General features: G+C 64.4%; 26 protein-coding genes. 13 read left to right on the top strand and 13 right to left on the bottom strand.

Going from position 1 to position 20026, the window contains the following annotated elements; all coding sequences use genetic code 11:
* Window positions 1-44 precede the first annotated feature (44 nt).
* From FFS18_RS08900 to FFS18_RS08910, 3 genes are all read right to left on the bottom strand, one after another.
* A complete protein-coding gene (locus FFS18_RS08900; protein WP_137870513.1) occupies window positions 45-983 on the bottom strand; it encodes a DUF2268 domain-containing putative Zn-dependent protease in 939 nt (312 codons plus the stop codon).
* Window positions 983-2857, bottom strand: coding sequence for a DUF885 domain-containing protein (locus FFS18_RS08905; RefSeq protein WP_137870514.1), 1875 nt, complete (start codon window positions 2855-2857; stop codon window positions 983-985). The genes FFS18_RS08900 and FFS18_RS08905 overlap by 1 nt, the downstream gene beginning before the upstream one ends.
* Before the next feature lie 207 nt (window positions 2858-3064).
* Complete coding sequence (locus tag FFS18_RS08910; protein WP_120217325.1) at window positions 3065-3466, bottom strand: DUF3597 domain-containing protein; 402 nt, start codon at window positions 3464-3466, stop codon at window positions 3065-3067.
* Between the two features lie 176 nt (window positions 3467-3642).
* Here FFS18_RS08910 and FFS18_RS08915 point away from each other — a divergent pair, with 176 nt between their 5' ends.
* Window positions 3643-4245 (top strand): DUF937 domain-containing protein, encoded by a 603-nt coding sequence (locus tag FFS18_RS08915; RefSeq protein ID WP_137870515.1) that lies wholly within the window; start codon window positions 3643-3645, stop codon window positions 4243-4245.
* Window positions 4246-4334: 89 nt separating this feature from the next.
* On the opposite strand, the gene FFS18_RS08920 is transcribed toward FFS18_RS08915, so the two are convergent.
* From FFS18_RS08920 to rplU, 3 genes are all read right to left on the bottom strand, one after another.
* Window positions 4335-4931, bottom strand: a complete 597-nt coding sequence (locus tag FFS18_RS08920; protein WP_137870516.1) for a GNAT family N-acetyltransferase — start codon at window positions 4929-4931, stop codon at window positions 4335-4337.
* 251 nt (window positions 4932-5182) lie between these two features.
* Window positions 5183-5452, bottom strand: coding sequence for a 50S ribosomal protein L27 (rpmA, locus tag FFS18_RS08925; RefSeq protein WP_037513604.1), 270 nt, complete (start codon window positions 5450-5452; stop codon window positions 5183-5185).
* 49 nt (window positions 5453-5501) lie between these two features.
* Window positions 5502-5996 (bottom strand): 50S ribosomal protein L21, encoded by a 495-nt coding sequence (rplU, locus tag FFS18_RS08930; protein ID WP_137870517.1) that lies wholly within the window; start codon window positions 5994-5996, stop codon window positions 5502-5504.
* Window positions 5997-6225: 229 nt separating this feature from the next.
* On the opposite strand from rplU, the gene FFS18_RS08935 reads away from it, so the two are divergent.
* Window positions 6226-6747, top strand: a complete 522-nt coding sequence (locus FFS18_RS08935; RefSeq protein WP_137870518.1) for a hypothetical protein — start codon at window positions 6226-6228, stop codon at window positions 6745-6747.
* On the opposite strand, the gene FFS18_RS08940 is transcribed toward FFS18_RS08935, so the two are convergent.
* Together FFS18_RS08940 and FFS18_RS08945 are read right to left on the bottom strand one after the other, a co-directional pair.
* Complete coding sequence (locus tag FFS18_RS08940; RefSeq protein WP_120217320.1) at window positions 6722-7369, bottom strand: nucleotidyltransferase family protein; 648 nt, start codon at window positions 7367-7369, stop codon at window positions 6722-6724. The genes FFS18_RS08935 and FFS18_RS08940 overlap by 26 nt on opposite strands.
* Entirely contained in the window at window positions 7366-8280 is a 915-nt protein-coding gene (locus tag FFS18_RS08945) for an XdhC family protein (RefSeq protein ID WP_137870519.1), read from the bottom strand. The genes FFS18_RS08940 and FFS18_RS08945 overlap by 4 nt, the downstream gene beginning before the upstream one ends.
* A 238-nt stretch (window positions 8281-8518) precedes the next feature.
* Here FFS18_RS08945 and FFS18_RS17835 point away from each other — a divergent pair, with 238 nt between their 5' ends.
* Complete coding sequence (locus FFS18_RS17835; RefSeq protein ID WP_137870520.1) at window positions 8519-9085, top strand: MarR family winged helix-turn-helix transcriptional regulator; 567 nt, start codon at window positions 8519-8521, stop codon at window positions 9083-9085.
* A 3-nt stretch (window positions 9086-9088) separates the two neighbouring features.
* Here the strand turns inward: FFS18_RS17835 and pspF are convergent, their stop codons facing one another.
* Window positions 9089-10129, bottom strand: a complete 1041-nt coding sequence (pspF, locus tag FFS18_RS08955) for a phage shock protein operon transcriptional activator (RefSeq protein ID WP_137870521.1) — start codon at window positions 10127-10129, stop codon at window positions 9089-9091.
* A gap of 177 nt (window positions 10130-10306) precedes the next feature.
* Here pspF and FFS18_RS17435 point away from each other — a divergent pair, with 177 nt between their 5' ends.
* The 10 genes from FFS18_RS17435 to FFS18_RS09000 all read left to right on the top strand — a co-directional run bounded on the left by FFS18_RS17435 (window position 10307) and on the right by FFS18_RS09000 (window position 13988).
* Window positions 10307-10477: a hypothetical protein gene (locus FFS18_RS17435; protein WP_171005267.1), complete on the top strand. Its 171-nt coding sequence runs from the start codon at window positions 10307-10309 to the stop codon at window positions 10475-10477.
* 103 nt (window positions 10478-10580) lie between these two features.
* Complete coding sequence (gene pspA, locus FFS18_RS08960) at window positions 10581-11246, top strand: phage shock protein PspA (RefSeq protein ID WP_120217316.1); 666 nt, start codon at window positions 10581-10583, stop codon at window positions 11244-11246.
* Between the two features lie 12 nt (window positions 11247-11258).
* On the top strand, window positions 11259-11534 hold the full coding sequence (gene pspB, locus FFS18_RS08965) for an envelope stress response membrane protein PspB (RefSeq protein WP_137870522.1): 276 nt from the start codon (window positions 11259-11261) through the stop codon (window positions 11532-11534).
* Window position 11535: 1 nt separating this feature from the next.
* The gene (gene pspC / locus FFS18_RS08970; protein ID WP_120217314.1) at window positions 11536-11916 is read left to right on the top strand and encodes an envelope stress response membrane protein PspC; all 381 of its coding nucleotides are present in this window, start codon (window positions 11536-11538) and stop codon (window positions 11914-11916) included.
* Window positions 11917-11949: 33 nt separating this feature from the next.
* A complete protein-coding gene (locus FFS18_RS08975) occupies window positions 11950-12249 on the top strand; it encodes a hypothetical protein (RefSeq protein WP_120217313.1) in 300 nt (99 codons plus the stop codon).
* A 13-nt stretch (window positions 12250-12262) separates the two neighbouring features.
* The gene (locus FFS18_RS08980; protein WP_120217312.1) at window positions 12263-12580 is read left to right on the top strand and encodes a hypothetical protein; all 318 of its coding nucleotides are present in this window, start codon (window positions 12263-12265) and stop codon (window positions 12578-12580) included.
* A gap of 11 nt (window positions 12581-12591) precedes the next feature.
* On the top strand, window positions 12592-12840 hold the full coding sequence (locus tag FFS18_RS08985) for a hypothetical protein (RefSeq protein ID WP_137754210.1): 249 nt from the start codon (window positions 12592-12594) through the stop codon (window positions 12838-12840).
* 47 nt (window positions 12841-12887) lie between these two features.
* Complete coding sequence (locus FFS18_RS08990; RefSeq protein WP_137870523.1) at window positions 12888-13154, top strand: hypothetical protein; 267 nt, start codon at window positions 12888-12890, stop codon at window positions 13152-13154.
* Between the two features lie 27 nt (window positions 13155-13181).
* Window positions 13182-13439 carry a hypothetical protein gene (locus FFS18_RS08995; protein ID WP_443029445.1) on the top strand — a complete coding sequence of 86 codons (258 nt, stop codon included), beginning with the start codon at window positions 13182-13184 and terminating at the stop codon, window positions 13437-13439.
* Window positions 13440-13577: 138 nt separating this feature from the next.
* Complete coding sequence (locus FFS18_RS09000; protein ID WP_120217308.1) at window positions 13578-13988, top strand: SufE family protein; 411 nt, start codon at window positions 13578-13580, stop codon at window positions 13986-13988.
* A 102-nt stretch (window positions 13989-14090) separates the two neighbouring features.
* Here FFS18_RS09000 and FFS18_RS09005 read toward each other — a convergent pair whose 3' ends face one another.
* The 4 genes from FFS18_RS09005 to fdxA all read right to left on the bottom strand — a co-directional run bounded on the left by FFS18_RS09005 (window position 14091) and on the right by fdxA (window position 20003).
* Window positions 14091-16742, bottom strand: coding sequence for a TonB-dependent receptor (locus tag FFS18_RS09005; protein WP_137870524.1), 2652 nt, complete (start codon window positions 16740-16742; stop codon window positions 14091-14093).
* 302 nt (window positions 16743-17044) lie between these two features.
* Entirely contained in the window at window positions 17045-18316 is a 1272-nt protein-coding gene (clpX, locus tag FFS18_RS09010) for an ATP-dependent Clp protease ATP-binding subunit ClpX (RefSeq protein ID WP_120217306.1), read from the bottom strand.
* Window positions 18317-18576: 260 nt separating this feature from the next.
* On the bottom strand, window positions 18577-19227 hold the full coding sequence (locus tag FFS18_RS09015) for an ATP-dependent Clp protease proteolytic subunit (protein WP_120217305.1): 651 nt from the start codon (window positions 19225-19227) through the stop codon (window positions 18577-18579).
* Window positions 19228-19664: 437 nt separating this feature from the next.
* Entirely contained in the window at window positions 19665-20003 is a 339-nt protein-coding gene (gene fdxA / locus FFS18_RS09020) for a ferredoxin FdxA (protein ID WP_120217304.1), read from the bottom strand.
* Between the last annotated feature and the right edge of the window lie 23 nt (window positions 20004-20026).

Genomic DNA, 20026 nt, shown 5'->3' on the forward strand with positions numbered 1-20026 from the left:
TCCCGCCTTCGCGGGAACGCAGGTCTTTGAAATGACGGAGATCGCTAAAGCGTCATTCCCGGCGTCCAGCCGCTTTCTGCCTGGAAGGCGGCAGGATCGCGCATCTCGATGATCGCCTTGAGCGCAGCCGCCTTGTCGGGCGCGCGGTTGTAATAGCTTTTGACGATTCGATAGCCGACCCAATAGCCCAGATCGCCCGGCCAGTCCGGGGTTCCGAGCTGGTTGTAAACCCAGCGAGAGCCCTTAGCCTGGCCGTCCATTTCGGCCAGAAAGTCCCGCTCGACCATAGCCTCGCGCCCCGCCGTCCAGCGGAGCAGATGCGTATACGCAACCGAACCGCTGATCTGTTCGGCAACAAATTCGGCGGCGCCTTCGACGAGCGAGGCGTGGAGCACGGTGTCGCTATCGCTTTCGACCTGCGCAAGCGGTTGCTGGGCATGGACATATTCATGCGCGATGACATGGACAAAGCGATCTTCGTCATCGGCTTCGAAAAACTTCGCGGCGCACAACGCTTCGAGCGAGACGTAGAGCCCCTTGGCATTCGCCGCCGCGACTGGCGTCCCGCGGCTCATCGCGATGGTGATCGGCGGAAAAATTGCTGGCGGATAGAGCGCCGCCAACCGATCGGCCGACGCTGCCAACCGCCCCCGAACATTGCCGAGCGTCGCCGCGCAGGTGCGCGCGTCGCGATACAGATCGGGCTTGTCGCGCAGCGCCTTCGCCACGCGTTCGGGCGTGATCCGGCGCATCGCCATGAATTCGACTAACCCCGGCGACGCGTCGGCTAGATAGCGCGTCGCTAGCACATCGGGCTGGGCGGCGATCGCCGGGTCGTCGTACAAGGCGTAAAAGCGATCGACGTCGGACGTCACGATCGCGACGCGCGCAGTTTCCTGTGGGGCAGGGGCGTCGGCGGCATGGCCGGCGCTGCTGGCCAGCAGCGCCGCACCGAATGTTGACCAGGCGATGCGCCGACGCATCAGCCCTTGTTCTCCGCCACATATTCCGCGACATTCAGCGCCAGCACATCGAGCGGGACGTTGCCGCCCTCGACCACGACATTGTTGAAATCGCGCAGGTCGTATTTCGGCCCGAGCGCCGCCTGCGCCAGCCCGCGTTGCCGCACGATCTCGCTGTGCCCGACCTTGTAACCGCACGCCTGTCCGGCCCAGCTGCAATAGCGATCAACCTCGCTCGCGACCTCGAGCGGGTTCGAGCCGTTTTCCTTGACGAAAAACTCGACCCCCTGTTCGCGCGTCCAGCGCTTCGCATGCAACCCGGTGTCGACCACCAAGCGGCACGCGCGGAACGCCAGCGACTGGAGATAGCCGAGCCGCCCCACCTCGAAATCGTCATACAGCCCCAACTCGTCGGCCAGCTGCTCGGCATAGAGCGCCCACCCTTCCGAATAGGCGTTGAACGCCAGCATCGTGCGGATCAGCGGCATCTGGTTGGCATATTCGCCCTGCCACACATGCCCGGGGATCGCCTCGTGCATCGTGAGGTCGGGCAGCGAATATTTGCTGTGCAATTCGGTGGTGCGCAGGTTGATCCAGAATTTGCCCGGAATGCTGCCGTCGATCGACCCGGCGCCGCCATAAGCGGCGGGCGCGCCGGGTTCTTCGGCGAGCGGCAGGCGCTTCACCTCGACATTGCCCTTCATCAAGGTGCGGAAGGCGCGCGGCAGCTCGGCGCGGATCTTGCCGAGCCAGGTCTGGATATACGCATGGATTTCGGCGCGTCCGGCGTCGTTGTCGGGAAATTTGAAACGCGGATCCTTGGCCAGCGCGTTCATCCGGTCGCCGACCGAGCCTTGCGTATAGCCGAGCTTCTTCAGGATCGGGTCCATCCGGCCGTGCAGTTCGGCCAGCTCGTCGCGGCCCATCTGATGCACCTCGTCGGGGGTCATCCGCGTCGTGGTGCTGGCGCGCAGCCCCCACGCGTACCATTCGTCGCCGCCCGGCCGCGCCCACATCCCGGCGTCCATCGTCGCCTTGCTTCGCTGCGCCTTCAGTTCGGCGAGCTGGCGTTCGAGCGCTGGGACGACGGCGCCGCGCGTGATCGTCTCGGCGCGCGGACCCCAATTGCCGGCAATGTTACCCTCGCGCGTCCGCTTGGCGAGGCTCTCGACCAGGCTGCCGCCCTCGCGGGCATCGACCAAGCTCGCCTCCATCTGCTTGACCGCCTTGTCGATCAGAAAGGCGGGGGCGATCATCCCTTGGCCGCCCGCCGCCTTGAGCCGTTCGGTCTCGCCGTCGAGTACCCCGGGATAGGCATTGAGGCGCGCCAGATAGGCTTCGGCATCGGCGGCATTCTTGACCGGATGGTCGCTGTCGAGGAATTTCGGAATGTCCAGATAGGCGCCGACATTCTGGATCACGACATAGGGCGTGTTTCGCCACCCGCCGACCGCAACATCGCCATAGGGCAGGGCAAAACCGTCGAGCGCCACGCCATAGGCGCTTTCGACCACCGCGAGGCTGGTGCGCGTCTTGTGGTCGAGGCCGGTCTTGTCGAACGCGCGAACGCGCGCGACATCGGCCTTCAGTGTATTGGCGACCGCCTGCTGGCCCGCCGCCGATCGGTCGGACAGCTTGCCGCGTTCGGCCGCGCGCGCGCCGGTGTCGATGCCCAGCGAAGTGGCGCCTTCGGGGGACAGCGCGAGGAGGTTGTCGGCGATCGAGGACAGCAACGCCTCGGCTCCAGCCTGAGCGGTGGCGGCAGGCAGCGGTGGCAGGGTCGCGACGCCGCCGGGGTCGCGGCTGCACGCCGCCAATGCCAGGCTCGCCGCCCCGGTGCCGAGCGTCGTCAGCGTCTGGCGGCGGGTGAATGGGGTGGACAGGCTGTGATGCACGCGACGGCTCCCTTACGATCTTGTTTCTGTTGAAACCTGTCTAGGCGGAGGGCGGCGCGGGTCAATGGGAACCATATCCTCCCTGTGGCGAAGCCATGGGGAGGGGGACCATCCGAAGGATGGTGGAGGGGCCGCGGCGTCGCGGCCCCTCCGTCAGCCTTACGGGCTGCCACCTCCCCATCGCTGCGCGACAGGGAGGATTCAAGGTCAGTCGGTCAGATCGGCGGGCACCTTGCCGCCGTTCGCGGCGAGTTCGCGCATCACCGCCTTGTGCAGCCAGATGTTCATTTCGGCACTGCCGTCGAGGGCGCCAGTATAACCCAGCTCGGTCGCGAGCTCCTTGCGGTTGGCAAGGCTCGAATCGATGCCGAGCAATTTCATCAGGTCGACGATCGAGGTGCGCCAGTTGAGGTCCTTGCCCGCCGCCTCGGCGGTCAGGATCGCGTCGACATCGACCTCGGCGGGCGGCGCTGCGGCGGCGGCCGCCATCGCGCTGGTCGCGGCGTCGAGCGCACTGCCGATGGGGCTCGGCGCGGCCGGTGCTGCGGGCTCGGCGGCAACCGCCTTCTTGCCGAAAATCGCGTCCTTGATGCTGCTGAAAATGCCCATGATTTCACTCCCACTTTGACGCGGCCCAGCCCGGAACGGGCGAGTCGGATGGCCACAGGCTAGGACTATGCATTTGAAAATGACAGCCAAATGAACGACTCGTCCTTCGCCCGCGCGCTGGTATAGTCGTGCCCGTGGGCGCGATCCGACCGGCGCCGGAGTGGGAGGATAAAGACATGAACCTGACCGACATTTTGGCGCAGGCTGGCGGCATCGAATCGATGGCGAAAGATCTGGGCATTCCGCCGGCCATGGCGAAGCAGGGCGCCGAGGCGCTGCTCCCCGCGATTTTGGGCGGGTTCAAGAAACAGGCGCAATCGGGCGGGATCGAGGGGCTGGGCGGCCTGCTGGGGCAACTCGGCGGCGGCGGATTGCTCGATTCGGTGCTGGGGTCGCAGCCGACCCCGGTGGCGCCGGGCAACGAGGTGCTCGGGCAGATCTTCGGATCGAAGGACGTCAGCCGCACCGTCGCCGGACAAGCGGCGGCGCAGACCGGACTCGATTCGGGGCTGCTCAAAAGGATGCTGCCGATCCTGGCGATGATGGTCGCGGGCTATATGGCGAAGCAGGGCGGTCAGTCGGGCGAAAGCGGCGGGCTTTCCGGCGGTCTCGGCGGGATGCTCGGCAATGTGTTGGGCGGCGCGCTGGGTGGCGGCACCGCGCCGTCGGCTGGCGGCCTTGGTGGCGGTTTGGGCGGGCTCGGCAAGATGCTCGACATGGACGGCGACGGTAATCCGCTCGACGACATCATGGGCATGGTGAACAAGATGCGCGGGTAAGGGGTAGCGTCGCCCTCGCGAAGGCGGGGGCCGACAGCCACCTGGCGCAACGCCGCTAGCGGCCCCCGCCTTCGCGGGGGCGGCGGTTTTCAAGCCGCCATCAACCGCAGTTCCTCACGGAAATCTTCGTCCACCCCGATGCGGCTTCGCATCGGGGTGACAAGGCCATCGACATCGCCGTCGCCTTCTTCGAACAGCGCGCAGGCTGCATCGCCGCCGCGCGCGAGGCTGTAACGCTGCGCGACCTTACCGGTCGGGCGAAAGCCTAACTTGCGCAGCACCGCGCCCGATGCCGGATTGTCGAGGAAATGGCCCGCGGTCAGCTTGGGCAAATGCATCGCGCGCGCGATGCCCATCAGCTGGCGCCCGGCTTCGGTGGCAAAGCCGAGTCCCCAATAGGGGCGCGCGATCCAATAGCCCATTTCGAGCCTGCCGTCGGGGTCGGGGGAAATGCCGCAGCCGCCGACAAGGCGCGGGGCGCCGCCGGTGCGGGCGAAAATCAGGAACCGCGGCTGGACGGGGTCGATCGGCTTGCTCAGAAACTCGCGCGCCTCGCTTTCGCCATAGGGCCAGGGCGCGGTCGCGAGGTTGCGGACCACGGCTTCTTCGCCGATCGCCCGGGCCAGTGCCGGGGCGTCTTCCTGCCAGCCGGGCCGCAGCAACAGTCTTTCGGTACGCGCGAACATTCTTTTCACTCCCAATTGCCGCCGCCTTGGCGCCCGATGGTGACGCTTTGACGACAGTCGATGTGGAGGGAGATGGATGGCCCGATTTTCGTGCCCATTCCCGATAAGGGGCCGCCAAGTCGCGGACAATGGGCAAGAAAAAAGGGAGGCCGGGGGTGACCCGTCTCCCTCTTTTCGAACTTTGTTTCCGCCTTCAGCGGAAAGGACCGTTCCGGGTCATCCCTTGGTGGGCGACCCGTGCGGATCGTCCTTTATTCGGCGGCTTCCGCCATGGCGTCGACCGACACATATTTGCGGCCAAGCTTGCCATCGTGGAATCGGACCTGGCCGTCGGCGGTTGCGAACAGCGTGTGGTCCTTGCCCATGCCGACGTTGACACCCGGGTAAACCTTGGTGCCGCGCTGGCGCACGATAATGTTGCCGCCGATCACTTCCTGACCGCCGAACTTCTTCACGCCAAGGCGACGGCCGGCTGAGTCGCGACCGTTGCGCGATGAACCGCCTGCTTTCTTATGTGCCATGACTGATGCTCCTTAATTCGTTTGGAGGGGCCGAGCCGCGTCGCCGCGCTCAGGCGTCCTTCTTGGGGGCTGCCTTCTTGGCAGCGGGCTTCTTTTCGGCGGTCTCGGCCTTGGGTGCAGCGTCCTTCTTGGGAGCGGCAGCCTTCTTCGGTGCAGCTTCCTTGGCGGGCGCCGCAGCCTTGGCTTCGGTTGCCGGAGCGGCCTTGGCCTTCGGCGCAGCTTCCTTCTTCGGCGCAGCCTTCTTGGCTTCGCCGACGGCCAGGATGCGCAGCAGCGTCAGCGACTGACGGTGACCGTTGCGGCGGCGGTAGTTGTGCCGACGGCGCTTCTTGAACACGATGACCTTTTCGCCGCGCGTCTGGGCGATGATCTCGGCCGAAACGGTCAGACCCTTCGCATCCTTCACTTCGCCGCCGTCGCCGGCCAGCAGGACGTCGCCCAGCGACACGGTGTCGCCAGCTTCGCCGTCGATCTTTTCAACGGCGATCTTGTCTCCGGCGGCAACGCGATACTGCTTTCCGCCCGTGCGCACGATTGCGAACATGGTCTTCCATCCAATCAAAAAACTAAATCACCCGCGCACCAATCACCCACCAAGGCAGGCGATTTTTCCGGCATGCGGGAAAGTCAGCGCCACTAGCGATCCAGGCCCAAGCTGTCAACCGCCAAATTCCGTGCTTTTCGTGCAAAAAGCGGGTCGGTTGACGAATGGCGGGATGCGCCGCCGATTCGGTGCTTGCCGCGTTGCGCCCGCACCCATATCAGAGGCGGCGATGACGCGCACCCTTCTTGCCCTGTCGCTGGCGCTCGCCATGTCCCTGTCGCTTTCGGCCTGTGCGGCGGCACAGAATGCGGGCGCGCCCTCGCTTGCCAAACGCGCGGTCGAGGGGCGCTTCGACGTGGCGCCGCCCGCCGTCGTCGTGGCGCCGCCGGGGCCGCTTCCCGCCGACCTCGACGGACGGCTGGCGCGCTGGCAATCGGATGCAGCCGCTGCGCAGCAGGCCTTTGCCGCCGAGCGCAATGTGACTGCGCCGCTGGTATCCGCCGCGGCGGGTGCACCGGTTGCCAGCGAGCGCTGGGTCGTCGCGCAACAGGCGATTTCGCGCCTCACCGCCACGCGCGCGCCGCTCACCGCCGCGCTCGCCGACATCGACCGGCTTTATCTCGAGCGCAGCGTCGACGAAGCGATCGACGGCTTGCCCGAAATCTATGCGCTGCGCGATCGGCTCGCCGACTTGGCTGCGGCGCAGGATGCGGTGCTGGAGGCGCTCAGCCGCGAGCTGCCCGGGCAGTAAGCCCGCTATCGGTGCGCGCGCGTTCCCGGTGCGACCGACGCTCGATCAGCATCGCCTCAGCCCGCGCCAGATCCTCCGGGCTATCGACATCTTGCAGGTCCGCGTCGCCGGTGATCGCGCGCAGCGTCGGCTGCGCGGCGAGCAATGCCGCAGCGCCGACATCTGCGGCGCCGCGCGTCAGCGCCGCGAACAGCGCGCGCGGCAGGCGGGCGGGAACGCCGAGGGCGCCGCCGGGGTACAGCGTCGCCATTGGCCGGTCGGGCTGCCCTGCCGCGGCAATGGTGCGAACATGGGCTGCGGTGATCAGCGGCATGTCGGCCAGGAAAATCGCGGCGGCCTCATGCGCCGCGTCCTCGGCGTGGCCGATCGCGCGCGCCAGCGACGTCGACAGTCCGCGTTCGGCCTTGGCGTTGATCGCGAGTGTCCAGCCGCTGCGCTCTGCCTCGAGCGCAAAGCGCGGGGTCGATGGCGGCACGATGATCGTGCCGGGGGCGAGGCCTGCGGCTTCGATCGCGGCGATGATCCAGGCGCCGAGCGGGCGCGCTGCACACATCGCATCCAGCTTGGGCGCACCAAATCGCGTGCTTTGCCCGGCCGCGAGCACATAGATGCCGACGGTCATTGGTCGGGCTCCAGCGCGGCATAACGAAAGATGATGTCCGACAGGGCGGACAGCGCCAGCGCGGCGGGTTGCCGCGCCTGCGGGAAAATTCCGACCGGGCTGGTGATGCGCGCGCGGTCTGCGTGCGAGACGCCGTCATCCGCCAGCACCTCCAGCCGCCGTTGCCGCGCGACCGCGCCGCCCTGCGCGCCGATGTAAAAGGCATCGCTGCCCAGCGCCCAGCGCAGTAGCTCGCGCTCCCATTCATGGTCGTGGAACAACAGGATCACCGCGGTCCACGCATCGGGGGCGGGAAGGTCGGGGGCGCGGCCCAGCGCGAGCTCCGCGCTATCGGGGCCATAGCTGCGGATATTCACCCCGGCGGCATCGGCGAGATGCGCCAGCGCTTCGCTTTCGGGGCCGTTTCCCAAGGCGATGATGGTGAGGTCGGGAAAGAAATGCCGGTGCCGCAGCAGCCCGCGATCGCATCTATCGGGTAGCGGCAGGGCGAGCGTGGCTGGTCGTCGTTCGGACAGGTCGTGCGCCACCCGGGCGATCGCCTCCCGGTCCGGCGCCGGGTCGATCAGGATATGGATGGCGCTACCGCACGGCAGGCGAAAATCGATCTGTTCGGAGCCGCGGCCATAGAGCCGCACGACCGGCCCGTCGATCCGCGCGACCTCCGCAACCAGTTGCGCTTCCAAACAGCCGTCGGCGAGCGATCCGACCACTGTGCCGTCGCGGCGAATCGCCAGCTGTGCGCCGAGCTGGCGCGAAAAGCTGCCCTCGATACCGACGATCGTACACAGCGCACCGCCGCCTTCGGCGATGGCATGAAGCGCGGCATTGTCGGAGAAGCTGCGCGCGGCGAACGCGCGTGATGCGGCGTCGGCCGCCCCTTGCGCGCTGGAATGGCGATTCGCACTCTTCATGTTTAGCGGCCTGCCCTTCGCTGCCCCATGGATCAACAGCGCCGATCCAGTCGCGGTCGCGTCATAAACACCGTGGTACTGCCTATTGTATCGGCAGCGCGGTGCAAACCCATCCGTTTGAACCGGGTTTGCCTCGCTTCAGCGCCGCACCCGGGCGCTTTTCAGCAGTTGCGCGCGGACGGACTCTGGTTAGAATCGACGACGACCGATCGCCCTTACCGACGGTATTGTGTGCAGGATGGAGCCGTGTTGTCGGGGCCATTTTCGGGCGAGAAACGGAGGGCCGGGTTTGACGAGTGATCGGGACAGGAAAGCTGAAGGCACGAATGGTATCGATGCTCTTTACAAGCGCCCGGGTTTCCTGCTCCGCCGCGCGCATCAGATCAGCGTTTCGTTATTCCTGTCCGAAAGCGCGGGTATCGGGGCGACGACCACCCAATATGGCGTGCTCGTGATCCTGCGCCATTACGAGCGCCTCGATCAGATCAGCCTGTCGAAAAAAGTAGGGTTGGACCGTTCGACCACCGGACTTGTCGTCAAGAAGTTGGCCGATGATGGATTCATCGTGCGCGTTGACGATCCCAAAGACCGCCGCCGCAAAATCCTTGTCCTGACCGCCAAAGGCGAGCGGCATCTGGAACGGCTGCGCGAACCCGCCATCCGCGCGCAAAAAATCGCCCTGTCGGCGTTCACGCCGGACGAGGCCGAGACGTTCCTGTCATTGCTCGGCAAGTTCGTCGATGAATTCAACGGTGTCGTCCGCGCACCAATTATCGCCGACGCCGTTCCTGCGCAGAAGCGATAGGCGTTATTGGTTCAGCCCATGCTTTTTCAGCGCATGGCGGATCTGGTCGTAGCTCAGCCCCAGCGCTTCCGCCGCGACCTTCTGGTTGAAGCGGCAACGGGCCATTGTGTCGGACAGGATCTGGCGTTCATAGGCGTCGACCGCGGCGCGCAGGTCGCTGACCGGGCCGCTCGGCGTGGCGGTTGATGTGGGGGCGGGAGCGGCGGAGGCGGGGGCCGGGGATGCACTGCCGCCCTCGGCCTTCGCCGCTGCTTTGCGCCCCACCGGCTGCCAGGGGCTGGCGAAGGGGTCGAAGTTCAGCGCATCGACGGGCTTTTCGGGGTCGGCCCAGCGATAGATGGCGCGCTCGATGACATTGCGCAGCTCGCGGACATTGCCCGGCCAATCATGCCCCTCCATCGCCGCGAGCGCGCGCGGCCCGAACCCCGGCCATTCTTCCCAGCCAAGGACGGTCGCCATGCGCTGCCCGAAATAGGTGGCGAGCACCTCGATATCGCCCTCGCGCGCACGCAGCGGGGGCAGGGTGATGACCTCGAACGACAGCCGGTCAAGCAGGTCGGCGCGGAAGCGGTTTTCGTCGACCAGCGCGGGCAGATGTTCGTTGGTTGCCGCGACGATGCGGACGTCGACGCGGATCGGGCGCGACGATCCGACGCGCGTCACCTCGCCATATTCGACCGCGCGCAGCAGCCGCTCCTGCGCTCCCATCGACATCGTCGCCAGCTCGTCGAGGAACAATGTGCCGCCGTCGGCTTCTTCGAACCGCCCCGCGCGGGTGCGCGTCGCGCCGGTGAAGGCACCCGCCTCGTGCCCGAACAGTTCGGACTCGATCAGCGTCTCGGGCATCGCGGCGCAGTTCATGATCACATAGGGGCGGTCCCAGCGCGTCGACAGACGGTGCAGGCGCTCGGCGATCAGTTCCTTGCCCGTCCCGCGCTCGCCGATCACCAGTACCGGCCGGTCGAGCGAGGCGGCCAGGCTGGCGCGTTCGACCGCGTCCTGAAAGGCCGCGGACTGGCCGATAAACTGGGTTTCGCGCTCCATTCCCAATCATTGGCAAATTTTCCCGCTCGATGGCAAGCCAAATCGATGGGAAAGGCAATTTGCGAGTCAATTTGCGCGGTTTTGCGAGGCTTTGTGCAATTGGCACGGTGTCTGCATTGTGGAAACCGAACCGGGACAAATGTTCCGGTGCAGCGACAACCACAGGAAGGTTAGATCATGAAGTCGATGTTTGCCCAAGCCGCCACTTTCGTGCTGAGCACGGCCGGAGCGCTGGCCATCCTCGTCGGAGCGATCGACCAGCCGCAGGTTGCGGCCAGTGCCACCGGCGTTCACGTCGGCCCGCTGGTTGCCGCTGTCATGTCCCCGGCGGTCAGCGCTTTGGCCTGACCGGCACTGGTGCCGGGGCACTCTCCCCCCTTGCCCCGCCCCGGCACCAGCCTTTTTGTTTAGAACAGACCAAGGTCTCCAGATTTCGACAGGAGTTTTTCAGATGGGTATTTTTTCACGCACCCGCGACATCATCGCCGCCAACGTCACCGACCTGCTCGACCGGGCCGAAGATCCCGAAAAGATGATCCGCCAGATCATCTTCGAGATGAACGAAACGCTTGTCGAAGTCCGCGCGTCGGCTGCCCGCACGATCGCCGACCAGAAGGAAATGCGCCGCCACATCGCCAAGCTCGAAAGCCTGCAGGACAGCTGGAAGGAAAAGGCCGAACTCGCGCTGTCGAAGGACCGCGAAGACCTGGCCACCGCCGCGCTGGTCGAAAAGCAGAAGGCTGGCGACATGGCCGAAAAGCTGAAGGCCGAGATCGCCACGCTCGACGACGCGCTCAAGGGCTATGAGGCCGATATCGCCAAGCTGCAGAAAAAGCTTTCGGAAGCGCGCGCGCGCCAGTCGAGCGTCGTCAACCGCCTCGAAAGCGCCGAAAACAAGTATAAGCTGCGCGAAATGACCAACGGCGACCGCGTCGAAGATGCCTTCTCGCGCTTCGAAATCCTCGAACGCCGCGTCGACGAAGCCGAAGGCCGTGCCGATGCGCTGAACCTCGGCTATAAAAAGTCGCTCGACGAGGAAATCGCCGAACTGCAGGCCGCCGACAAGGTCGCCGACGAACTTGCCGCGCTGAAGGCCGCGCAGGCCAGCAAGCAATAAGGAGCCAGACCGATGGAAGAAGTCATCGTCGTCCCGATCGTCATCGGCACGCTCTTCCTTGGTCTGCCCTGGCTGATCCTCCACTACATCACCAAGTGGAAGCAGGCCAAGACGCTGACCGGAGAGGACGAGCAACTGCTCGACGAATTGTACGACACCGCGCGCCGCCTCGAAAGCCGGCTGCACACTGTCGAACGCATCATCAGCGCCGACCATCCCGACTTCCGCCCTGCGGTGCGTAGCGATGAAGAGCTGGCGCAACTCGAAAATACCAGCCGGAGGAACTGAGATGTCTGCCAGCCGCACGAAATTCTACCTCGACAAGCAGAACGCCAAATGGAGCGGCGTTTGCGCCGGGATCGCCGATTACAGCGGTGTCGACGTCCTCTGGGTCCGCGTTGGCGCGGTGCTGCTGACGCTGATGGGGGGCTTTCCCTGGACGCTGATCGCTTACTGGATGATTGCCTGGATGGGGACGCCCAAACCCTTCGCGCTCTATGGCTCGAGCGAAGAAGCGAAATTCTGGCAGGGGGTGCGCAGCAACCCGACCGCGTCGACCCGCGACATCAAGTCGCGCTTCCGCGACATCGACCGCCGCCTCGCCGACATCGAGCAATATTATACCAGCCACAACCGCCGCCTCGCCGACGAGATCGACGCGCTACGCTGAGCGAACGGGCTGGATGCAACAGGGAGAAGACAGATGAATTTCGGTGGTACCGGTTTCGTCCTCGCCATTATCGCATTGTCGATCGGCGGCTGGATGTTCACCACCTGGATCCGCGCCAAGCACGGCTATCCGGTTGAAAATGAATGGGGTGGCACGGTTCATCGAACCGACCCCGACGCTGATCGAAAAATCGCACTGCTGACCGATGACAATGCCAAGCTGGCAGGGCAGGTCAGCCGCCTGGAAGAGCGGATTTCGGTGCTCGAACGCATCGCCACCGAAAATCATGGTCAGGCGGCGCAGCTCGCCGACCAGATCGACCGCCTGCGCTGAGGGGAATAGTCCAATGAATCTCGATGTCCTGAATACCATCGCACCCGGCGCCGCCATCCTTGGCCTCGCCGCGATCGGGGGCTGGATCTTCACCACCTGGCTGCGCGTCAAGAACGGTTATCCGCTCGAAAACAGCTGGGGCAAGGCGGTCTATCCCAAGACCAGCGACGAGGCGATGGAACGCGTCAAGCTGATCAGCCAGGAAAATGCCCAGCTGCGCGCCGAACTGGGTTCGGTGAAGGATCGCCTCGCCGTCGTCGAACGCATCGTCACCGACGAAGGGCACCGGGTGGCGGCGGAGATCGAGGCGCTGCGGCGCCCGGCCAACTGAGGAGAGCGGTCATGGGCGACGCCATCTGGATCCTGATCCCCCTCGCTCCCTTCCTGCTTGGCGGTTTTGCCATCTGGTCGAAGCATCAGCAAAAGATGATCGAGAAACAGTCCGAAATGACCGCCGAAAAGGCCGCGCAATATGCGGCGGCGACCGAACGGCTGGAACAGCGTGTGCGCGTTCTCGAACGGATCGTTACCGACAAGGGAATTGACGTCGCCGACGAGATCGAAAAGCTGCGCGACGCTCCGCTGAACTGAAGCAACCGAATTGAAGCAACGATAAGAAAATACGGAAGGATCCCCCCATGAACCCGTTTGAAATGGTTATCGGCATCGTCCTGATCGTTACCATCGGCAGCGTCGTCCGCGCCAAATATGGCGTCCGCCGCGACCACAAGGGCAACGAGTTTTTCGCCGCCCCTGTCGACAATGGCGAGACCAAGGCGCTGCAAGCCGAAATCCGCGCGCTCAAGGACCGTATCCAGGTGCTCGAACGCATCGCCACCGACAACAACCGCGCCGTGACGCTCGATCAGGAAATCGAGAAGCTGCGCGACCGGTCGCTCTCCTGACGACCGCGACGAAGAAGGAGCCGCATCATGGCCACCATTACGTCTGATCTTGCATCCAACCTGATGGTCAGCGCCGTCGCCCTGACTGCCCTGACGATCATGAGCCTGGCCGCGCTGCGCGGCTGGCGCGACTGGATCCAGCTCAAGCGCGAAGAACTCGCCGCCGGGCATGTCACCGTCGCCCACGACGCGGCGGTCCCCCACGCCGGGTCGCGGATCGAGATCGCTGACCTGAAAGAACGGCTGCGCAAGCTGGAAGCGATCGCCGCGGGGGTGGATCTATAATGTCCGTCGCCCCCGCGAAGGCGGGGGCCGCTGGCGAGATAGCGTGAGGCCGACAACGCCCCCCTTTCGTGGGGGCGACGAAAGGGAGGAAAGCTTCTCGCTCTTCCCACTCCCTCCCAAATCTGCCAGTGCCGCCCCATGCGCAGCCTGACCGACATCCACGACGAATATGACTTTCTCGACGGCGACGATCGTTATCGCCTGCTGATCGAGCTTGGCCGCGAGCTGGAGCCGATGCCCGACGCGCTCAAGACTGACGCGACGCTGGTGCGCGGATGCAGCGCCAGCGTCTGGGTCTATCCGGTGCCGCAGGCCGACGGCCGCCTGCATTTCCTTGCCGACAGCAACGCCGCGATCACCAAGGGCATCGTCGCGCTGGTCCTCGCCGCGGTACAGGACAAACCCGCGGTCGAGGTCGCGGACATGGACATCGCCGCCGCGCTCGCCCCCTTCGACCTCACGCGCCAGCTGTCGTCGAACCGCACCCAGGGCGTCCCCAACATGATCGCGCTCGTCCAGGACACCGCCCGTCGCATCGCCGCCGACTGACGGCCACCGCCGCCACCGCCGCGGCGCGCATTTCAACATGAGCATGAAAAAGGGCGCGGGAGTTGCCTCCCGCGCCCTGTTTTCTTGGCCGGTCGGTACGGCTTAGAAGCCGACCGTCAGCGTTGCGCTGATCGTGCGCGGCGCGCCGATTTGGGCGTTAGGTACCGAAGCCGGGTTGCCCGTGAATGCGTTCGGGCCCAGCACGCCACCCTGGTTCAGACCGGGGGTGTAGTTGCCAACGTACAGCGAGTCGAACAGGTTGTAGACGTTCAGCTGGAGGAAGGTCTTGTCGTTGAGACCCGCCCATTCCAGGCTGAGGCGCGCGTCCAAGTTGACGAGCCAGTAAGCGTTGGTCTTGTTCGGATACACTTCGACCGGAGCGGCCAGCGTGCCGCCATATACCGGCAGATTGGTATCGTAGATGAACCGGCCACCGGTGCGCTTGCCGGTGATACCCAGTTCGACGGGACCCAGCGTTCCGCGGACGGTACCGCCGAAGCTGTACTTGGGAGCGCCCGATTCGCGCTTGCCTGCGGTTGCCACGAAGATCGGCTGGCCGACGGCGGTACAACCGGCAATGTTGCCCGTGACCTGTGCCGCGGTGCATTCACCCGACTGGACGTTGTCCTTGATTTCAGACTTCATCCACGAACCGAACACATACAGCGCCAGTTCGGGGATCGGCTGATATGCGACGCTACCGTCGATGCCATATTTGTCGACGCGCCCAAGGTTGCGGTACAGGTTGCGATCGGTTTCCGGGTCGAACGCCGATGCCAGACGATCGTTGTACTTGGTGAACCAGCCCGAAATCTGCGCCTGCACCTTGCTGGTGCGATAGCGGAAACCGAGGTCGAAGTTGTCGCTCGTTTCGGGCGAGGGGCGTGCCGACGGGGTGTTCGGGGCAAAGAAGAACGCGTTGTACAGCGCGTCGGTACCCGGAACCTGCAGACCCTTCGAATAGTTGGCGAACACCGACATCTGGCTGTTCGGCTTGAACATCAGGCCGACGTTGGGAAGGATGTCGTCATACTTCAGCACGCGCTGCTGCGGCCCCTGGATCGTCGGGTTCAGCGTCGCATAGGTCGCGTTGCGCGGATCGGTCGCGCTGCCGAAACATTCCAGGAAGCCCGTGTCGCTCGATGTGAAGCAATTGTTGTTCAGGTCGCGCTTGAAGAACGGGGCGCGAATGCCGACCGTGGTGATGATGCGGCCGTCGGCCCACTCGCCACGATATTCACCCGAAACCTGGGTCAGGATCGCATAGGACAGGCGATCGCGCTTCTGCAGGATGACGCCGGTAGCGTCGGTCTGCGGATTGTCGGTGACGGGGAAGACGCTGAAGGGTTCGCCGTTGAACTGCAACAGGCCGACTTCGCCGGTCTGGCGGTGACGCGCGCGATCATAGGTGAAACCGACGCGGACGGTGTGGAAATCATTGATGTCCCAGCGCAGGTTGGCGATCACGCCATAACGGTGCGTCTGCGTCTGGCTCGGAGCCAGCATCGATACGCGATCGAGAATGTCGCCGTCGCCGTTGAGGTCCCGACCGAAATAGGGCTGGCCACCCAAGTAACCCGTCGAGCAGTTAATCTGCGCCGTAATCGCGCCACCCACCGTGCCGCAGGTACCGGTACCGCCGGCCGGATTGATGTCGCGGAAGCCTTCGTTGGCGGTCACGGTGCCGCCGCCATTGGCCTTCACATACTGATAGCTGGGGTCAACGGTCAGGACGAGGCCTTCGGTCAGCGTGAACTTCGAAGCGCCGCGAATGTTGCCCGTGTTCGACGGGTTGTAGCGACGGTCAAACTCGGTCCCACAGCTCGACTGCGTGTCGGCGACGCCCGGGCGAATCGTGGCGGTGGTGGTGCAGGGCGCGGCGATGTCATATTCGCGCTCGTCCTTGTCGATCGGGAAGCGGTTGCCCGAACCCGAACCGACGACGCGGTTCGCGTCGAGGCGCAGCGGCACCGAGCCGAAGAAGTTGTTGCGGTTGACGTTGTAATGGCCAGCGACCGAGATGAAATCGCCGTTGTCGCCGAGCGGCTGCCAGATGCGACCATTGAACTGCTTTTTGCGCAGGCGGCCATAGTTGTTGAACGGGTTGTTGTTCGACGCGGTCGAGGCCGACAGGAATGCGCGCGTACCCCAAGGCGTGAATTCGCCGGTGTTGATCAGGCCGAAGATGCGCATGAATTCATATTCGCCGGCCGAACCCGAAACCTTCACGCCAAATTCTTCGGTCGGGGTCAGGGTGCGATAGTTGACGGTCGAACCCGTCGCGGCGGCGGTCGGGCTGTCGACGTCGGTCGAACCGAGGTTGACGTTGACCTGCTCAATCAGTTCGGGGTCGAGCTGTTGGTTCGAATAAATGGCGTAGTTGCCCGAATCGTTCAGCGGCACACCGTCAAAGGTCAGGCTGATGCGGTCGGCGGAAAAGCCGCGGATCGTCAGCTGGCCGCCGGCCGAGCCATAGGCGTCGTTGTTGGTGAAGTTGACGCCAGGCAGCAGGTTGATGGTGTCGAGAATCGTCTGCCCCGGGTTCTGGCGTTCGATGACTTCCTGACCCAGAACGGCCTTCGCCTTCGAGGTGTCAGGTGACGAAATGCCAACAACATCGGTTGCCGAAACGCCCGTAACGACGATTTCCTCGTCGAAGTCGACCGAACCGGTCGACTGGGCAAAGGCCGGCGTGGAAAGCAGCGCGACCGGGATCAGCGCGCAGCTGGCGGCAAGCGTGTGACGGAATTTCATGTCAGGATGTCCCCTTGGTGTGGTGTCGTTCGGCAGGCGCGCGAAATGGGGCGCGCAAGTCCTGCGAGCGCCCCTGAAGCCCGCATGTGGCACGATTGTGACAGCAATTGTGACAGTGCAAGCGGCGCGCGGCGAAAGCCGCGGCGAAAGATCGAAAAACCGCGAATTTCCGTTGCGATCCGCGATTTATCCACAGGCGCTAATGCGTTTTTCTCGGCAACTGTTGCTGCAATGCAACAATTTTTCGCGCGCGGGGCCGCCGAGTCGCCTGATTTCAGGGCAAACGACGGACCCGCCGCGACTCAGGCGGCGTCGCCCGCCGCTTCCTTGGCCTTGTCGGCATAGACGCGCACCGGATCCTTGCGACCCTCGACGACATCCTTGTCGACGACGATCTCGACCACATCGGTCAGGTCGGGCAGGTCGAACATCGTGTCGAGCAGGATCGCCTCGACGATCGAGCGGAGGCCGCGCGCGCCGGTCTTGCGTTCGATCGCTTTCTTGGCGACCGCAATCAGCGCATCGTCGGTAAAGGTCAGCACGACCTCTTCCAGATCGAACAGCTTGCGATACTGTTTCACCAGCGCGTTCTTGGGCTCGCCCAGAATCTTGACCAGCGCGTCAATGTCGAGATCCTCGAGCGTCGCGATCACCGGCAGGCGCCCGACGAATTCGGGGATCAGACCGAACTTCAGCAGATCCTCGGGCTCGATATTCTTCAGCACTTCGCCCATGCGGCGCTCGTCCGGACCCGCGACATGCGCGCCGAAGCCGATCGACTTGCCCTGCAGGCGGTCGCCGATAATCTTTTCCAGCCCGCTGAACGCCCCGCCGGCGATGAACAGGATGTTCGTCGTGTCGACCTGCAGGAATTCCTGCTGCGGATGCTTGCGCCCGCCCTGCGGCGGCACCGACGCGGTCGTGCCTTCCATCAGCTTGAGCAGCGCCTGCTGCACGCCTTCGCCCGACACGTCGCGGGTGATCGACGGATTTTCGGCCTTGCGGCTGATCTTGTCGATTTCGTCGATATAAACGATGCCGCGCTGCGCCTTTTCGACATTATAGTCGCTGGCCTGCAGCAGCTTGAGGATGATGTTCTCGACATCTTCGCCGACATAGCCGGCTTCGGTGAGCGTCGTCGCGTCGGCCATGGTGAAGGGAACATCGAGGAAGCGCGCGAGCGTCTGCGCCAGCAAGGTCTTGCCGCTGCCGGTCGGGCCGACGAGCAGGATGTTCGACTTGGCGAGTTCGACCTCGTCGCCGCGGCCCGAGTTGGCGAGGCGCTTGTAATGATTGTGGACCGCGACCGACAGCACGCGCTTGGCCTTGTTCTGGCCGATCACATAGGCGTCGAGATGCTGGCAGATTTCCAGCGGCGTCGGCACCGCGCCGTCCTTGCGCGCGGCAACCCCGCCCTTGATCTCTTCGCGGATGATGTCGTTGCACAGTTCGACGCATTCGTCGCAGATGAACACGGTGGGACCGGCAATCAGCTTGCGGACTTCATGCTGCGACTTGCCGCAGAAGGAGCAGTAGAGAGTGCTCTTGCTGTCCGAGCCGCTCAATTTCGTCATAATTCTTCCTCTGGCAGGCGCCGAAATGGCGGTGCCGTCCTTATCCTAGTCCGCGGTCACCCAATTACAATATGGCAATTGGGTGACATTGCGGCCCTGTCCCGCCTAGCGCCAAGGCGCAAAACGGGCGTCAACAAATGCGGTTAAGCCCTTGTCTTTGGCTACCACGCGGTACCGGCCCGCGCCTTCCCGGCTTTCCCCCGTGATCGTCAGCCGGGGTGCCCGGATGGCGAGCGGGGCATGTCCGCACCCGCGCCGAATCAGGGCGTCGGGCCTTCGCTCAGATCCTTTGCCGCGTCGCCTTCCAGCGCGCCGGGGCGGCGGTCATAGACATGATCGACCAGCCCGAATGCTTTTGCCTCTTCGGCTTCGAGGAAGGTGTCGCGGTCCATCGCCTTTTCGATCTCTTTCAGCGGCCGGCCGGTATATTTCACATACAAATCGTTCATCCGCTTGCGGATGCGCAGGATTTCCTTGGCCTGGATTTCAATGTCCGATGCCATGCCGCGCGCGCCGCCCGACGGCTGGTGGACCATCACCCGCGCGTTGGTCAGCGCGACGCGCATGCCGGGTTCGCCCGCGGCGAGCAGGAAGCTGCCCATCGATGCCGCCTGACCGATGCACACCGTGCCGACGCGCGGGCGGATGTACTGCATCGTGTCGTGGATCGCCATGCCCGCCGTGACGACGCCGCCCGGCGAGTTGATGTACATGTAGATGTCCTTCTTCGGATTTTCCGATTCGAGGAACAGCAGCTGCGCGGTGATCAGCGACGCCATATTATCCTCGACCTCGCCGGTGACGAAGATGATCCGTTCGCGCAGCAGGCGGGAAAAAATGTCAAAGCTGCGTTCGCCACGGCTCGTCTGTTCGACGACGACGGGGACAAGAGCGGCGAGCGGGTCGATCATGCGATTTTAGTCCTTGATTATCGGGCTGCCCGGCCGAGGACCGGCAGGCTATCCCTCCGGCGCCCTACATCGGCGGCAAGGCCGAGGGTTTCAAGAGGGCAAATCATGGCGGCGGTGATCGGCCATGGCGGCTTTGGGGTGGGGAGCGGTCACAAGCTCCTCTCCCCTTGTGGGAGAGGATAGCGCAGCTTGCTCCGTCAGGAGCTAGCGAAGCTTGGTGAGGGGGCGGACGCCAGCACGCGCAAACCCCCTCTCAACTGCGGCTAGGCAGCAAAGCTGCCAAGCCTTCGTATCTCTCCCACAAGGGGAGAGAAGAAATGACGTACGTCCGCAATCGGTCGAAAGCCGCCGTAGCGCGACATGCCGTGCTCGCGCCTGTAGCACCGACGAAAAAGGGGCGGGAAAGTCCCGCCCCGATCGAATCGAAGATTTGGCGATTAGTCGCCGCTGCCCGGTTCGGGCGAGAAATGCGTTTCGAACTTGCCCTCGACGCCCTTGAACTCGTCGGCGTCGGCGGGGGTTTCCTTCTTCACCGTGATGTTCGGCCATTCGGCGCTGAACTTGGTGTTGACCTCCAGCCATTTCTCGAGGCCGCTTTCGGTGTCGGGCAGGATCGCTTCGGCGGGGCATTCGGGTTCGCAGACGCCGCAATCGATGCATTCATTGGGGTTGATGACGAGCATATTCTCGCCCTCATAGAAACAATCGACGGGGCACACCTCGACACAGTCCATATATTTGCACCGGATACAGGCATCGGTGACGACATAGGTCATGGTTTCAGGCTCCCTCAGATGAC

This window comes from Sphingopyxis sp. 2PD (assembly GCF_005503695.1).
GTDB lineage: Bacteria > Pseudomonadota > Alphaproteobacteria > Sphingomonadales > Sphingomonadaceae > Sphingopyxis.

What these genes read in the sequence shown, in the direction of transcription:
- FFS18_RS08900 (WP_137870513.1), bottom strand. Translation starts at nt 983, where the DNA reads ATGCGTCGGCGCATCGCCTGGTCAACATTCGGTGCGGCGCTGCTGGCC.
- FFS18_RS08910 (WP_120217325.1), bottom strand. Translation starts at nt 3,466, where the DNA reads ATGGGCATTTTCAGCAGCATCAAGGACGCGATTTTCGGCAAGAAGGCG.
- FFS18_RS08915 (WP_137870515.1), top strand. Translation starts at nt 3,643, where the DNA reads ATGAACCTGACCGACATTTTGGCGCAGGCTGGCGGCATCGAATCGATG.
- FFS18_RS08920 (WP_137870516.1), bottom strand. Translation starts at nt 4,931, where the DNA reads ATGTTCGCGCGTACCGAAAGACTGTTGCTGCGGCCCGGCTGGCAGGAA.
- rpmA (WP_037513604.1), bottom strand. Translation starts at nt 5,452, where the DNA reads ATGGCACATAAGAAAGCAGGCGGTTCATCGCGCAACGGTCGCGACTCA.
- rplU (WP_137870517.1), bottom strand. Translation starts at nt 5,996, where the DNA reads ATGTTCGCAATCGTGCGCACGGGCGGAAAGCAGTATCGCGTTGCCGCC.
- FFS18_RS08935 (WP_137870518.1), top strand. Translation starts at nt 6,226, where the DNA reads ATGACGCGCACCCTTCTTGCCCTGTCGCTGGCGCTCGCCATGTCCCTG.
- FFS18_RS08940 (WP_120217320.1), bottom strand. Translation starts at nt 7,369, where the DNA reads ATGACCGTCGGCATCTATGTGCTCGCGGCCGGGCAAAGCACGCGATTT.
- FFS18_RS08945 (WP_137870519.1), bottom strand. Translation starts at nt 8,280, where the DNA reads ATGAAGAGTGCGAATCGCCATTCCAGCGCGCAAGGGGCGGCCGACGCC.
- FFS18_RS17835 (WP_137870520.1), top strand. Translation starts at nt 8,519, where the DNA reads ATGGAGCCGTGTTGTCGGGGCCATTTTCGGGCGAGAAACGGAGGGCCG.
- pspF (WP_137870521.1), bottom strand. Translation starts at nt 10,129, where the DNA reads ATGGAGCGCGAAACCCAGTTTATCGGCCAGTCCGCGGCCTTTCAGGAC.
- FFS18_RS17435 (WP_171005267.1), top strand. Translation starts at nt 10,307, where the DNA reads ATGAAGTCGATGTTTGCCCAAGCCGCCACTTTCGTGCTGAGCACGGCC.
- pspA (WP_120217316.1), top strand. Translation starts at nt 10,581, where the DNA reads ATGGGTATTTTTTCACGCACCCGCGACATCATCGCCGCCAACGTCACC.
- pspB (WP_137870522.1), top strand. Translation starts at nt 11,259, where the DNA reads ATGGAAGAAGTCATCGTCGTCCCGATCGTCATCGGCACGCTCTTCCTT.
- pspC (WP_120217314.1), top strand. Translation starts at nt 11,536, where the DNA reads ATGTCTGCCAGCCGCACGAAATTCTACCTCGACAAGCAGAACGCCAAA.
- FFS18_RS08975 (WP_120217313.1), top strand. Translation starts at nt 11,950, where the DNA reads ATGAATTTCGGTGGTACCGGTTTCGTCCTCGCCATTATCGCATTGTCG.
- FFS18_RS08980 (WP_120217312.1), top strand. Translation starts at nt 12,263, where the DNA reads ATGAATCTCGATGTCCTGAATACCATCGCACCCGGCGCCGCCATCCTT.
- FFS18_RS08985 (WP_137754210.1), top strand. Translation starts at nt 12,592, where the DNA reads ATGGGCGACGCCATCTGGATCCTGATCCCCCTCGCTCCCTTCCTGCTT.
- FFS18_RS08990 (WP_137870523.1), top strand. Translation starts at nt 12,888, where the DNA reads ATGAACCCGTTTGAAATGGTTATCGGCATCGTCCTGATCGTTACCATC.
- FFS18_RS08995 (WP_443029445.1), top strand. Translation starts at nt 13,182, where the DNA reads ATGGCCACCATTACGTCTGATCTTGCATCCAACCTGATGGTCAGCGCC.
- FFS18_RS09000 (WP_120217308.1), top strand. Translation starts at nt 13,578, where the DNA reads ATGCGCAGCCTGACCGACATCCACGACGAATATGACTTTCTCGACGGC.
- FFS18_RS09005 (WP_137870524.1), bottom strand. Translation starts at nt 16,742, where the DNA reads ATGAAATTCCGTCACACGCTTGCCGCCAGCTGCGCGCTGATCCCGGTC.
- clpX (WP_120217306.1), bottom strand. Translation starts at nt 18,316, where the DNA reads ATGACGAAATTGAGCGGCTCGGACAGCAAGAGCACTCTCTACTGCTCC.
- FFS18_RS09015 (WP_120217305.1), bottom strand. Translation starts at nt 19,227, where the DNA reads ATGATCGACCCGCTCGCCGCTCTTGTCCCCGTCGTCGTCGAACAGACG.
- fdxA (WP_120217304.1), bottom strand. Translation starts at nt 20,003, where the DNA reads ATGACCTATGTCGTCACCGATGCCTGTATCCGGTGCAAATATATGGAC.